Origin of the sequence: Novosphingobium cyanobacteriorum, from assembly GCF_029436685.1 — a bacterium.
Lineage (GTDB): Bacteria > Pseudomonadota > Alphaproteobacteria > Sphingomonadales > Sphingomonadaceae > Novosphingobium > Novosphingobium cyanobacteriorum.
The window spans coordinates 191360-204231 of the sequence record NZ_JAROCY010000001.1 but is presented as its reverse complement, the minus strand read 5'-3'; the positions used below and the strand labels follow the sequence as shown (position 1 = coordinate 204231).

Sequence of the window (12872 nt, the reverse complement as noted above, 5' to 3'; positions counted from 1 at the left end):
GACACGATGACGGACACGGGCCTGCAGGTGCACAGCCATTCCTTTTCGGCGATGGCCAGCCCTTGCGAGATCAAGGTGGAGACCGACGATCCCGCCCTCGCCGTGCGTCTTGGCGCGATCGGTGAGGTTGAGGCCCGCCGCATCGAGGAAAAGTACACCCGCTACAAGCCCACCGGCATCGTCTCGCGCATCAACAGCGCGCAAGGGGAACCGGTGGAAGTGGATGCCGAAACCGCCGGGCTGATCGCCTATGCGGCGCAGGTGCATGAGCTGAGCGAAGGGCGCTTCGACATCACCTCGGGCGTGCTGCGGCGTGTGTGGAAGTTCGATGGATCGGCCAACGTGCCTTCGCGCGCGCTGGTGCAGAAGGTGCTGCCGCTTGTGGGGTGGAGCAAGGTGCGCTGGGACAATCCGGTGATCACCCTGCCCGCCGGCATGGAAATCGACCTGGGCGGCATCTGCAAGGAATATGCGGTGGACCGGGCGGCCATGGCCGTGCGGCAGGCCGCGCCCGACGTGCCGGCGATGGTCAACTTCGGCGGCGATCTCGCCACCACGGCACCCAAGCGCGAGGGGCGCTGGCGCATCGCCATTGAATCGCTCGATCCGACGAAGGACACGGGCGGGGTGCTGCACATTGCCGGAGGCGCGATCGCCACCAGCGGCGATGCGCGGCGCTTCCTGCTGAAGAAGGGGCGGCGCTACAGCCACATCCTTGATCCGCGCACCGGCTATCCGGTGGAACATCCCCCGCGATCCGTGACGGTCGCGGCCAAGACCTGCCTTCAGGCAGGCACGCTTTCAACGCTCGCCATGCTGCGTGGGCGCGAAGCGGAAACCTTCCTCAAATCCGAAGGGGTCCAATCATGGGTTCATTGGTAAGGCGCGCGCTGAAGCTGCTGCTGCCGGGGCTGCTGATGGCGCTGTTCGCCCCGTCGGTGGCCATGGCCGCCAGCCATGAAGTGCGCGAGCACTTCACCGCCGATCTCGTTACCGAAAGCGCCAGTCCTGCTGCGGGCCTGGCGCTGACGGTGGCGCTGCACATCACCCCCAGGCCCGGCTGGCACATCTATTGGTCCAACCCCGGCGAGTCCGGCTATGCGCCCACGGTGGCCTGGACCATGCCCGCTGGCTGGCAGGCCGGCCCCCTGCGCCATCCCGTGCCGAGCACGCTGGTTGCGGGTGGGCTGGTCAGCTATGTCCACGAAGGCGATACCGTGCTGCTGCAGGATATCACGATCCCCGCCGGGGCCACGGGCATGGTGCCGGTGAAGGCCGATGTGGACCTGCTGATCTGCAATGCCGGCACCTGCGTGCCCGATCCGGTCACGCTGGACGCCACCATCGCCATCGGCAGCGGCCAGCCCGATGCAGCGCAGGCCCGCCTGTTTGCGCAGGCCCGCACAGCGCTGCCGGCGCCGCTGCAGGGCAAGGCCAGCTACCGTGCCGACGCCAGGGGCGTTTCGGTGTTCCTGCCGGGGATGGACGCCGCGCAGAAGGCAACCCTGTTCATCGACACGCCCGATGCCGCCAAGCCGGTGGTGGATGCGCAGGCGCGCGCGGTAGAAGGCGGCATGGTGCTGACCGTACCGGCGGGCATCACCCCACCGGGTGGCGCGCTTTCGGGCGTGATCCGCGTTGGCGACAAGGGCTTTGCCTTCACGGCTGAGCGCACGACCGCCCTGCCCGCGCCCGCCTCGCCATCTTCCGGTCTGGCCCAGGGGTTCGACGCCGGGTTCCTCGTCGCCTTTGCCACGGCGGTGCTGGGCGGGCTGATCCTGAACCTGATGCCCTGCGTGTTTCCGATCCTCAGCCTGAAGGCGTTGGCGCTGGCCCGCTATGGCGAAGGCAACACCAAGGCGCGCAGCGAGGCGCTCGGCTATTCGCTGGGCACCATCGGCACGGTGGTGGCGCTGGGCGCGCTGCTGCTTTTGCTGCGCAGCGGCGGGGCGGCGGTGGGCTGGGCGTTCCAGCTGCAGAACCCGGCAATCGTCGGCGTGCTGCTGCTGCTCGTCACCGCCATCGCGGTGAACCTGGCGGGCGTGTTTGAACTGCCGGGCCTCAGCGTCGCCACATCAGGCAACAAATCGGGCTTTGTCAGCGCGATGGGCACAGGGGCGCTGGCCGCGTTCATTGCCACGCCCTGCACCGGTCCGTTCATGGCGGGGGCGCTGGGCGCGGCGCTGGTGATGCCGCCGATCCCTGCGCTGTCGGTGATGGCGGGCCTGGGCGTGGGCATGGCGCTGCCGTTCTTCCTGATCGGCTTCGTGCCCGCGCTGCGCCGGTTCATGCCGCGTCCGGGCAACTGGATGGTCACGCTGCGCCACCTGCTTGCCATCCCGATGTTCGCCACCGCGCTGGGCCTTGCCTGGATCATCGGGCGGCAGGGTGGCGTTTCGGCCATGACCATGGCGCTCGCCGCTGCGCTGCTGCTGGGCATGGGCCTGTGGTGGTATGGTGCGCGCCAAAAGGCGGGACGGCACGGCTGGCCCGCGTTCGGCGTCGCCACGGCGTCGGTCGCGCTGGCGCTGTTTGGCGTGGTGGCGGAACCGGCCAGTGCAGGCAGCCCCGCCCAGGCGGACGAGCTGCACAGCGTGGCCTTTGACACTGCAAGGCTGGATCAGCTCGTTGCTGCGCGCAAGCCGGTGTTCCTCTACCTGACGGCTGACTGGTGCCTTTCGTGCAAGGTGAACGAGGCGACCTCGCTGTCAGCACCGCAGGTGGCCGAAGCATTCAGCAAGGGCGGCGTCACCGTGATGCGCGGAGACTGGACTCGGCAGGACCCGAAGATCGCCGCGTTCCTGAAGGAGCATGGCCGCGCCGGCGTGCCGCTTTACATGTGGTATCCGCAAGGCGGCACGCCACAGGAACTGCCGCAGGTGCTGACGCCCGGTCTGCTGACCGCTCTCGTCAAGGCCTAGCCCGTAGGCGCAAAGTCAGAATGCGAAGCTGGCGGAGGCGAAGACGCGCGCCTTTCCGCTGGCGTCGTAGACCGGATAGTTGGTGGCAGCCACGCCCGCAGACAGGTACAGCCTGCCTGCCGGGCGGCTGACCTGCAGGCGCCAATCGCGGTATTTGTGCAGGCCGCCGGGACCGGATTTGTCATAGGGGATCAGCGACAGGCCAGCGTGGCCATCAAGGCTCCACTTGCTCAGCTGCAGCAGCCGGGCGTTGACTTCTGCATAGTAGGTCGCCTGCCCATCGCGCAGGTAATCGGGTGAGACGTAGACGCGCAGCTTCACGCCTTTTCGCGACGCACCAAGGTAGCCTTCGAAGAACCCGCGCCGGTAATCCCGGTCTACGATCCGGGCATAGCTGCGGTGGATCACCCCCGCCTCAACCGACACATCGCCTGCGCGGACGGCATAGCCGATGTATTGGGTGACGGCGGCCACGCGAAGGTCTCCGTCACCGCTGGTCACGGTGGCGCTGGCCCCTGCAAAGAACCCGCCGGGACCATCCAGGCTCAACCCTGCGGAGATCGCAGGTGCATCGCCTGTCACGGTCTCGCCCCGGAAAAGCTCATTGGTCGCAAGCGAGATGCTGCCGGCCACTTGCGCGCGCGCCTGATTGGCCGTCAGGCAGGCGAGCGCCGCTGCGCACGCCAGCAGGCGCGCCGTGTCAGTGACCGGTTTCGCAGGCGCGCAGGTCAAGCCGCGAGAGCCGCGCCACGGCCGCGCAGGCATCCACCGCGCCGGTCGGTCCCAGCAGCGCCGAAGCCGCCCCGCGCCGCGAAGGCCCGGCCAACTGGCGCAGCAATGCGGCAAGCCCGCTTACATGCGCGGCGGCAAACGAACTGCCGCTGACAATCGACCATTTCCCCTCCGGCTCCGTTGTCGGAACGTCGCGACCGGGGGCTATGTAAACAGCGGGCGCCGAGGCTGACAAGCGTTCGTCGGCCACAGGTATCACTCCGGATACGAACGCAGGGAAACTTGCTGCAGGATTTTCCGCATCTACCGCGGCCACCACGGTGACGCCGCGCTTCACCGCAATGCCCACCAGCGTCTGCAGCAGGCGGTCCTGCGGGCCGGTCAGGCTCATGTTGATCACGTCGGCCTTGTTCTCAAGCGCAAAGGTCAGCGCCTTGGCCAGGCTCAGCGTGTCACACACCGTGGCCCCGCCATAAGGGCGTTCCCAGCAGGCACGCAGACCCAGCACGCGCGCACCGGGGGCGATCCCGGCGATACCCATGGCGTTGTTGGGCCGGGCCGCGATGATCCCGGCCACGCCTGTGCCATGCTGTTCCGGTCCATGCCGCGATCCCGGTGCGAAATCGGGACTGGTGGCGATCTGCCCGGCAAGATCGGGGTGCGCGGTGTCGATCCGGCTGTCGATGATCGCGATGGTCACACCCCGCCCGGTGGCGACCTGGTGCAGGCGCGAAAGCCCCCAGCGCATGGCCGAGGGCTGTGCCCGGAACAGGCGATCGTTATAGCCGGTCACCGGTTTGGGCGGCCCGCTCGATTGCATGCGGAATTCGTTGTAGGGCTGCGACCATGCCACGTCGGGCAGGCCCGAAAGCTCATCGGCCACCGCCTGCGCCGGTCGGTCGTCGTTGACGGCCATGATCACGCAATCGACGCCGACCATCTGCATCGGCCAGGCTTCCAGCAGCGTCAGCTTGTGTTCGCGCGCGATGCGGCGCGCGAGGCGCAGCCGCGCCTTTTCACCCATCGCATCGCCATAGGCGCCGCCATAATCGCCCCCGGCGCGGTAATGCTCCGCGCCAAGCTTGAGCATGACCATCACCTTGCGCCCGGCGGCGATATCGCCATCCGCCTCTTCCGCCAGCGCCGGGCGCACCCCGGCCAGCAGCAGCGCCAGCAGGACCGCCAGAACGCGCAACACCGTGGTCATGGCCGGGTGCCTGCTGCGGGCTGGTCCACCGGTTCGGCCATGGTCACCTGCGGATCGGCGCGCAGCCCGGCCAGCACGGCATCGCGCCGCGCCGGATCTATCGCCAGCTTCCATGCCCCTGCATCGTTGGGAGCGCCCACCAGCCTTGCGCCCACCTTGCCGGAAAGGGCACGGGCGCGGGCTTCGTCGGTACCGGGGGCGAACACCACCAGCGCGTTGACATCGGCGGGCGCGGAGCGGCTGGCGTTGCTCAGTGCGCGATAATCGGCTTCGTCGGGCTTTGGCCCATGCGGCACCGCGAACGTCGCCAGCGTCAGCCCCACGCCGCCCACCAGCGCCACCTGCGCCGCAATGCGCCACAGGCGGTTGGCGGGTGCGGCCACCGGCTTTGCCACCCGCGCATCGCGGGCCGAGGCCAGCGAGACGACGTTCGAGCTTTCCTGCGCCGGTGCATCGGCCAGCCCCAGCCGCGCCAGCAGCCCGGCGGGAAGCTCGTCTTCCTGCGGCACGGCCTGGCGCACCAGCGCATCCATGTGGCGGAGCCGGTCCGCCCGTGCGGCCGCGACCGCATTGCCGGCGATCAGTTCGCGCATCGCCTCGTCTCCCTGCTCGTCGAGCATACCGTCGATCCATGCGGACAGGCGCGCATCGTCCACGCCTTCCAGCCCCTGTTCCGCATCCTTGCGGTCATCGTTCGCGTTCATGCCGCCACCATCCTTTCCGGCCCGCGCCGGACATATTCGTCAACAAACTGCCGCGCCCGGGAAAGCCGGCTCATCACCGTTCCGATCGGCACGGCCAGCAATTCGGCCGCCTCGCGATAGCTCTGTCCATCCAGCACCACCGCCGTCATCACCGCGCGCAGTTCCACCGGCATGGCCGCCAGTGCAGCCCGCACCGCTTCCAGCTCGGACCGGAATTCGAGCTGCTCAAGCTCGTCCTGTCCGGCCAGGTCATGCGCTTCCTCCACCTCCACGGTCACGCCCCGCGTCCGCTGGCTGCGGATCTGGTCAATATGCAGGTTGGTGGCGAGCCGGAACATCCAGTTCTCAAGGCTCGTCCCTTCCTGCCACTGTTCGATCCGGGCCAGCGCGCGCTCCACCGCAGACTGCAGCAGATCATCGCCCCGGTCGGCATCGCCACCCGCCAGACCCCTGCAGAACCGCCGGAAACGCGGCAGGAACGCGATAAGCCGCGCCCTCGTCGCTTCGTTCACCGGCATGGTTGATGCTGCGGTCATCATTGCTCCTTGGTGCCATCAACGGGCGAGCACGAAATTTATTCTGCGTGGACCGGAATAAGTGCTCCCTTCACGCCATCGCGCGCGGGCGCGGTCAATCAAATGCCGCGATCACGATGGCGCAGCATTGGCGATGCTGCAAGCGAAGTCCCGAAACGGAACAGCACAAAAAATCGCATTTCTTCGCGAATAAAGCGTGGTGGCCATCGTTGTAGGATGCAGACAAGGGAGACCACGATATGTCCGGCTCAAGCAACCTCTTCAAGTTCACCGTCAGCGGTTCCGACGTTACCATGTACAAGCTCAAGAAGGGCGTGTTCGTCGTTGACTCGCTCGATGCCAACCAGTCGCTGTCCTATGACGCCGACACCGGCAACGTGACGCTCAAGGAAACCTATGCCGACCATATCGAGCTGAAGCTGTTCCAGCAGACGCCGAGCACCACCGACGATCCCTCGATCTATGTAAAGGGCGCCGAGACCTACACCTCGCTCGACGGCACAGTGATCGTGCAGGACGATTACGACCGTGACGGCAACGATGATGACGTGATCAACGGCAGCATCGCCGATGACAAGCACCACGGCGGTCGTGGCAACGACAACATCAACGGCGGCCGCGGCGACGACGACCTGAATGGCGACGACGGCGATGACTCGCTGGTCGGCGCAACGGGTGACGACAGCCTGCATGGCGGCCATGGCGACGATCACCTTGTCGGCGGCAGCGGCAACGACCACGAATCCGGCGACGATGGCAGCGACAACATGCAGGGCAACGGCGGTGATGACTTGATTTCGGGCGGCGCCGGCGACGACAAGGGCTCTGGTGGCAATGGCGCCGACGACATCAACGGCGACGACGGCGATGACTCGCTGAAGGGCGGAGCCGATGACGACAGCCTGGATGGCGGCAATGATGACGACAAGCTGGATGGCGGCACGGGCGACGACGACCTGACCGGTGGTTCGGGGCGTGACACGCTGAAGGGCGGCGACGGCGCGGACACCTTCATCTTCGCCAATGGCGACACCGGCGGCACCCGCCTGACCGCCGACCGCATCGCCGATTTCAGCCATGCCCAGGGCGATCATGTCGATCTCTCGGCCGTCGATGCCGATACCCTGACCGATGGCGACCAGGCCTTCACCTTCATCGGCACCGCCGCCTTCGGCAGCCACGCCGGCGAACTGCGCTACAGCGTGTTTGACGGCAAGAGCTTCGTTTCGGGCGACACCGATGGCGATGGCGTGGCCAACTTCATGATCCGCATGGACCACGTGACCACGCTGGTGGCGGAAGACTTCGTCCTCTGAGCCGCAGGGCCTGAAGGGTCGCAATCGAAAGGCGGGGCGCAGGCAATGCGCTCCGCCTTTTCCTTTCAGGCCATTGCTTCTTCGGCGAGCGGAATGCCCGCATCCTCCAACAGGCGGATCACCGGTTCCAACGCCGCACGGTGGTGCTTCCAGCGGGCGACGGAATCGCTGTAAATCGGCCGCCGCACCTGCGCCGCGCTCGGCGTTGAGACCGGTGCGCTGTTGCGATGGAAGGACAGGCATTCGTCCGCCCAATCCAGCCCGCAATGCGCCAGCATCTGGCGGATCTGCGCTTCCGGCTGGGCCACCAGCGCCTCATACTGCACTTCCAGCACGCGTCCGGGCACGGCCTTTCGCCACAGCGCGATCATCCGGTCGAACCGCACGTAATAGCGCGCGATGTCCATCAGGTCGTAGCTGTAATCGTAATAGCGCGACGAGATCGCGAACAGGTTGCGGAAGTTGGCAAGGATGGTGTCGAGCGGATGCCGCCGCAGGCACACGATCCGCGCGTTGGGCAGCGCCCCCGCGATAAAGCCGGCAAACTGGAAATTGCCGGGAAACTTGTCGGTGAAGCGTGGCTTGCCGGTGCGCAGGTGCGATTGCGCGCGGGCCAGGTAATCGCGGCCGATCGCCGCCAGATCGGCTTGTGCCGCAAGCGCCACCGTCTCGACATCAAGGACCGTGCGCGTGCGCGTGCCCGAAGCCGCCTTCACCGCCAGCGGCATCGCCTGCAGCTCGCCCGCGCTCTCCACATCCGGGTGCGAGGACAGGATGCGGTCAACCAGCGTGGTGCCGGTGCGCGGCATGCCGATCACGAAGATCGGTGCCTCTTGCGCAGCCCCGACCACCGAAGCCGCCGCCACCTGTGCCCAGCATCGCTCGATCGCGTCGAAATTGGCGGCATCCCGGCCGAAATCATAGGGAAGGCTGCGCCGATGCTCGGCATTCGCTTCAGCGAGGCGCGCAAAGGCGGCCTGCCTCTCACCCAGGTCTTCCAGTTCCTTGGACAACGCATAACCAAGCAGCAACCGCGCCTGCGGATCGCGCGCCGCATCACGCGTGCGTTCAAGCCGCTGCACGTGGTTGCGCTCCGCCGTCTGCGTGCGCAGGCTGGCCAGCAGGTGGTGCGCCTTGGCATCGCCGGGCGAGAGCGCGACCAGCGCCTCCAGCGCCGCCTCGGCCTCGTCCACCTTTCCCAGGAAGTTCAGCGCCGTGGCATGGTTCAGCCGGAACGCCGGCACGCCTGGCGCCATCTGCACCGCTGCGGCAAAGTGCGGCAGCGATGCGGCATGATCGCCCAGCCGGGCATAGACGCAGCCCATGGTATCGCGGCCCAGTGCATCCTGCGGAAGGCGCGCCTCAGCCGCGCGCAGCACCTCGGCAGCTTCCCCATCGCGCCGCACCAGCACCAGCAGCCGGGCCAGCTGCGCGCGATATGCGCCCTGCGGATCAAGCGCCACCGCGTGGCGCACGCAATCTATGGCAGAGCCCACACGGCCCTGTTCCGCCTCGGCCATGCCAAGGCGGAACAGATCATGGGCGCGGTTCAATTGGCCGGTGATACCTGGTCGCCCTGCCCATGCGTCCCCTGCCCATGCGTACCCTGCCCCTGCGCCTTGCGCTGGCGGAACCAGTCGACGATGGGCATGAACGGAAACAGCCACTGTTCCTTGATCGACAGGCGCTTGCGATCATCCTGCCCCACCACGCTCGCCTCGCCTTCCTTGTAGGTGCCGAAGATCCGGTCGAGCAGGATCAGCGAGTTGCCATAGTTGCAGCGCGTGTCCTCATAGGGGACCGAGTGATGCAGGCTGTGGTTGCGGATGGTGGTGAAGATGAAGGAATAGAACAACGGCGGATTGGCGCGCACATTGGCGTGGGCAAAGGTGGAGACCACCCCGGTCACCCCGAAGCCCGCCAGCGCCGCCGCCTGGTTCACGTCAAACAGGGCCAGCACCGACAGGCTGATCAGCCACAGTTCGATCGGGTTGCCCACCGCGCCCTTCATCGCGTTCAGCTGGGTGATGTGGTGGTGCGGTGCGTGGGTCAGCCAGAACGGCGTCCAGTTGTGCATCAGCCGGTGCATCCAGTACTGGACGAACTCAAGCTGGAACACCACGAACGCGGTCTGCAGAATGAACGGCGCATGCTCAAGCCAAGGCGTCTTCAGCCCCAGCGAGTGCTTGAACGCAACCAGCGGCTCTTCCGCCAGCAGGTTGGTGCCCTTGGAAATCACCGTGGCGCTGAGCACCACATAGAACAGGTCGGTGAAGAACTCCTTCCAGTTCATCCGCCAGCCTTCGTGCCGTTCGAACAGGAATTCGAGGCCGAGCACGATGGCCGTGACGGCCGAGCTTGAGGCGATCACGACCCAGGTGTTCTTCACCCAGGCTTCAGGCGCGAGATACCAGAACAGCACCACCGCCACCACCATCACGGGCGGGATGAGATCGACTGCCTGCTGCTTTATGGACTTGGCCATCATCATGCGATCCTTCGCAGGAACTATCCCTGAAACTTGCCGAAAATCGCTACGTCATTCGGCGTATAGCCAAAGGGCGGAGCCAATCGGCCCCGCCCCCTCCGGATTCGGATTCTCAGTACTTCACCCGCAGTTCGAGCCCGAAGGTGCGCGGGTTGATCACGGTCTTCCTGTAGTACCGCAGCACCACGCCATCGTTGATTCCCACGCGTGACCGGTCGTTGGCGACCGAGGCCACGGCGTACTTGTCAAAGATGTTGTTGGCGAACAGCCCCACCGTGAAGCGATCGGTTTCATAGGCCAGCGAAGCGCGGTGCAGCACATAGCCCGGCAGCTTGTCGCCATAGGCGCGCTCCCAACCCAACCGCGTCACCACGTCGCCGCGATAGGTTGCGGTCCAGTCGGCAATCAGGCTGCCGTTGCCCAGCGGCGCGGTGTAGGTCGCGCCCAGGCTGCCGCTGTTCTTGGCCGATCCTGGCAGACGATCCCCCGCCAGCGCATCAAGCTTGATCGGTGCGCTGGGATAGGTCGCCGCAGGCGAGTTGACCGGGATGTTGTCCGGCACGTCCTGCGTCAGCCGCGCGTTGACGTAAGAGTACGATCCCTGGATCGAAAGTCCCTTGAGCGGGCGCAGCTGGAAGGTGGTTTCGAACCCTTCGGACTTCGCCTTGCCCCCGTTCACGGTGATGCCGACAATGCCGTTGAGCGTGGCCGAAGCCACCTGGATGCCGTCCCACTTGATCTGGAAGACGTTGAAGTTGAACGTCAGCTTGCGATCGAACAGCTGGGTGCGGATGCCGACTTCCACGTTCTTGGTGGTATCCGGACCGTACTGCACTTCGTTGGGCAGGCCGCAGGGCAGCTGCGTGTTGTTGATGTTGTCGCCATCCGGATCGTTGGGCAGCGGATTGGGGCACGGCGCCACGCTGTTGGGTCCGCCGATGCGATAGCCCTTGCTGTAGGTGGCGTAGAGCATCAGGTCGGGCGTGAAGTTGTAGGAGCTGTTGAACTTCCACACCCACCCGTTCTTGCTGGCGGTGCCGCCTGCGGGCGGCAGGTCATAGGGGCTGACCGGGAATAGCGGCACGCCGTTCTCGTCCGTGATCAGTGGTACGGTGAGGTTGCCGGCGATCTTCGATTTGTAGCCGAAGTAGCGCGCACCCGCGGTCAACTGCCACTGCGGCGTCACCTTGAAGGTACCTTCGCCGAATACCGCCTTTTCCGTCACGCGCGAGGAGACGTAGGACGCGTACTCAACCTCGTCCGGGTTCGGCTGTGCGCCAAACTGCACCCAGGGGTGGCCCGGCACATGCTCGATGTAATCGCGCTGCAGCTTCTGGTCATTGTGGAAGCCGCCCAGCACCCAGCTGAACGGGCCGCCGTGGGTCGAAACCAGTCGGACTTCCTGGTTGTACTGCTTGCGCTTGTCGTGCGTCTCGTTCCAGCTGGTGAAGGCCGGGAACAGCTCGTAGCCATAGTCGAGGTCGAGCAGCAGGTCGGTATTGTCGCCGCGGCGGTCGCTCTGCACCTGGGTATAGGCGCTGGTCAGCACGAGGTCGGCGATATCGGCAACGTTGGCGTTCACCTCGACGCTGGCAAGGTGAGCGAAGCGGTTAACCGGCTCGGCATAGCGGGCCGCGCTCTCATACTCGTTGGTGCCCAGCACGCCGTTGCTGTTGTACTGCCCGCCCTCGGTCTTGGTCCGCTGGAAGGCGTAGGTGAAGATCAGCTTGAAGTCGTCGTCGGTCTGGAACAGCAGCTGGTTGCGCGTGGTGAAGGTGCGCTCGAAGTTCAGATCCTTGCGTTCAAAAAGGTTCGCGGCATAGCCTTCGGGCGTCACCGTACCCGGCCCGCTCGGCTGCGGCAGCGAAACGCCCGGCGTCTTCACCAGCAGCGGATAGTCGATGAAGCCGGGGTCGAAGTAAAACCCGGTGGCGGAGCGGAACGCGATGTGGTCCTTCACCAGCGGGATGTTGACCATGCCATCAGCCTGATAGCCGACCTGGCCCGAATGGTCCTTGCCATAGACGCGGCCATGCGCCTCGACAGCAAAGCCGGAGGGATCAGGCCGGTTCGGAATGTTGCGGATGGCGCCGGCCAGCGTGCCGAGACCATAAAGCGTGCCCTGCGGCCCCAGCAGCGTTTCCACGCGCTGGATGTCGATCATCTTGAAGTCATAGTAGAGCGGCACTTCGCCCAGATAGATGCCCAGCGCGCTGTCAAAGTTCGCGCCCGCAGTGTCCGTGTCCGAAGCATTCAGGCCGCGCAGCACGATCGTGCCAGTGGAGCCGGGGCCGGTATCGGAAATGGTCATGCCGGGGGTGAAGTCGGCAATGTCGCGCACGTCGTCGATGCGCTGGCGGGCCAGCTCTTCCGATCCCACCGCGCTGATGTTGATCGGCACGTCCTGCAGCGTGGTGGAACGCCGCGTGGCGGTGACCACGATCGTGTTGTCCGAAAGGCCCGGCGCATCCTGGGGCGCGTCCTGCGGAAGCGGTGCTTCCTGCGCAAAGGCCGGCGTGGCCGCAACCCCCATCAGCATGGTGGCGCAGAACAGTGTGGTACGGAAAGAACGCTTGGTCACGTCGACCCCCTTGCATGGCCTGAAAGCTTGCCGGGTGGCACCCTTTTCCCCGTTTGGTGGTCGATCCCGCATTGCGGCCCGCCACCTTGTTTATTCCTCCGAAATCGCATCACGAATTCACTCCGCGGCGCAGTATCGGATCGGTAAAAATTCTAATTCATCGTCAGAAGGCGAAGGCTTGCAATTGCCCCTTGGTGATGGCCAAGTTGGCAAGGCTCACCCGTTCCGAAAGGACAGCCCTTCCGGATCACCAGGCATTGCTGCCCGCCGCGATTACCTGTTGATTGCCCCACCGTGGGGCTGATGACAGTCAGGCTACGAATATTACCTTTTGGGTCAAGCGTATTAATTGACGCGTGCGTGAGTATGAACGCCACTTCGTTGCAG

General features: G+C 65.8%; 10 protein-coding genes. 3 read left to right on the top strand and 7 right to left on the bottom strand.

Annotation, left to right across the window (positions count from 1 at the left end; all coding sequences use genetic code 11):
• Positions 1–6: 6 nt before the first annotated feature.
• Both POM99_RS00940 and POM99_RS00935 read left to right on the top strand, forming a co-directional pair.
• Positions 7–882 carry an FAD:protein FMN transferase gene (locus POM99_RS00940; RefSeq protein ID WP_277274859.1) on the top strand — a complete coding sequence of 292 codons (876 nt, stop codon included), beginning with the start codon at positions 7–9 and terminating at the stop codon, positions 880–882.
• Positions 867–2921: a protein-disulfide reductase DsbD family protein gene (locus POM99_RS00935; protein ID WP_277274858.1), complete on the top strand. Its 2055-nt coding sequence runs from the start codon at positions 867–869 to the stop codon at positions 2919–2921. The genes POM99_RS00940 and POM99_RS00935 overlap by 16 nt, the downstream gene beginning before the upstream one ends.
• Before the next feature lie 15 nt (positions 2922–2936).
• On the opposite strand, the gene POM99_RS00930 is transcribed toward POM99_RS00935, so the two are convergent.
• Genes POM99_RS00930 through POM99_RS00915 form a run of 4 tightly spaced genes read right to left on the bottom strand, consistent with a single transcriptional unit; the run spans position 2937 to position 6100 of the window.
• Positions 2937–3686 (bottom strand): TorF family putative porin, encoded by a 750-nt coding sequence (locus POM99_RS00930; RefSeq protein ID WP_277274856.1) that lies wholly within the window; start codon positions 3684–3686, stop codon positions 2937–2939.
• Entirely contained in the window at positions 3622–4860 is a 1239-nt protein-coding gene (locus POM99_RS00925) for a S8 family peptidase (RefSeq protein ID WP_277274855.1), read from the bottom strand. The genes POM99_RS00930 and POM99_RS00925 overlap by 65 nt, the downstream gene beginning before the upstream one ends.
• Positions 4857–5564 (bottom strand): hypothetical protein, encoded by a 708-nt coding sequence (locus POM99_RS00920; protein WP_277274854.1) that lies wholly within the window; start codon positions 5562–5564, stop codon positions 4857–4859. Before POM99_RS00920 ends, POM99_RS00925 begins: the two co-directional genes overlap by 4 nt.
• Positions 5561–6100, bottom strand: coding sequence for an RNA polymerase sigma factor (locus POM99_RS00915; protein WP_277274853.1), 540 nt, complete (start codon positions 6098–6100; stop codon positions 5561–5563). The genes POM99_RS00920 and POM99_RS00915 overlap by 4 nt, the downstream gene beginning before the upstream one ends.
• Before the next feature lie 239 nt (positions 6101–6339).
• On the opposite strand from POM99_RS00915, the gene POM99_RS00910 reads away from it, so the two are divergent.
• Complete coding sequence (locus tag POM99_RS00910; RefSeq protein ID WP_277274852.1) at positions 6340–7416, top strand: calcium-binding protein; 1077 nt, start codon at positions 6340–6342, stop codon at positions 7414–7416.
• A gap of 65 nt (positions 7417–7481) precedes the next feature.
• On the opposite strand, the gene POM99_RS00905 is transcribed toward POM99_RS00910, so the two are convergent.
• The 3 genes from POM99_RS00905 to POM99_RS00895 all read right to left on the bottom strand — a co-directional run bounded on the left by POM99_RS00905 (position 7482) and on the right by POM99_RS00895 (position 12443).
• Complete coding sequence (locus POM99_RS00905) at positions 7482–8936, bottom strand: tetratricopeptide repeat-containing sulfotransferase family protein (protein ID WP_277275073.1); 1455 nt, start codon at positions 8934–8936, stop codon at positions 7482–7484.
• Between the two features lie 29 nt (positions 8937–8965).
• Positions 8966–9901, bottom strand: coding sequence for a sterol desaturase family protein (locus tag POM99_RS00900; protein WP_277274851.1), 936 nt, complete (start codon positions 9899–9901; stop codon positions 8966–8968).
• Between the two features lie 115 nt (positions 9902–10016).
• The gene (locus tag POM99_RS00895) at positions 10017–12443 is read right to left on the bottom strand and encodes a TonB-dependent receptor (RefSeq protein ID WP_277275072.1); all 2427 of its coding nucleotides are present in this window, start codon (positions 12441–12443) and stop codon (positions 10017–10019) included.
• Positions 12444–12872: the final 429 nt, after the last annotated feature.

What these genes read in the sequence shown, in the direction of transcription:
- POM99_RS00940 (WP_277274859.1), top strand. Translation starts at nt 7, where the DNA reads ATGACGGACACGGGCCTGCAGGTGCACAGCCATTCCTTTTCGGCGATG.
- POM99_RS00935 (WP_277274858.1), top strand. Translation starts at nt 867, where the DNA reads ATGGGTTCATTGGTAAGGCGCGCGCTGAAGCTGCTGCTGCCGGGGCTG.
- POM99_RS00930 (WP_277274856.1), bottom strand. Translation starts at nt 3,686, where the DNA reads ATGCCTGCGCGGCCGTGGCGCGGCTCTCGCGGCTTGACCTGCGCGCCT.
- POM99_RS00925 (WP_277274855.1), bottom strand. Translation starts at nt 4,860, where the DNA reads ATGACCACGGTGTTGCGCGTTCTGGCGGTCCTGCTGGCGCTGCTGCTG.
- POM99_RS00920 (WP_277274854.1), bottom strand. Translation starts at nt 5,564, where the DNA reads ATGAACGCGAACGATGACCGCAAGGATGCGGAACAGGGGCTGGAAGGC.
- POM99_RS00915 (WP_277274853.1), bottom strand. Translation starts at nt 6,100, where the DNA reads ATGACCGCAGCATCAACCATGCCGGTGAACGAAGCGACGAGGGCGCGG.
- POM99_RS00910 (WP_277274852.1), top strand. Translation starts at nt 6,340, where the DNA reads ATGTCCGGCTCAAGCAACCTCTTCAAGTTCACCGTCAGCGGTTCCGAC.
- POM99_RS00905 (WP_277275073.1), bottom strand. Translation starts at nt 8,936, where the DNA reads ATGGCCGAGGCGGAACAGGGCCGTGTGGGCTCTGCCATAGATTGCGTG.
- POM99_RS00900 (WP_277274851.1), bottom strand. Translation starts at nt 9,901, where the DNA reads ATGGCCAAGTCCATAAAGCAGCAGGCAGTCGATCTCATCCCGCCCGTG.
- POM99_RS00895 (WP_277275072.1), bottom strand. Translation starts at nt 12,443, where the DNA reads ATGCTGATGGGGGTTGCGGCCACGCCGGCCTTTGCGCAGGAAGCACCG.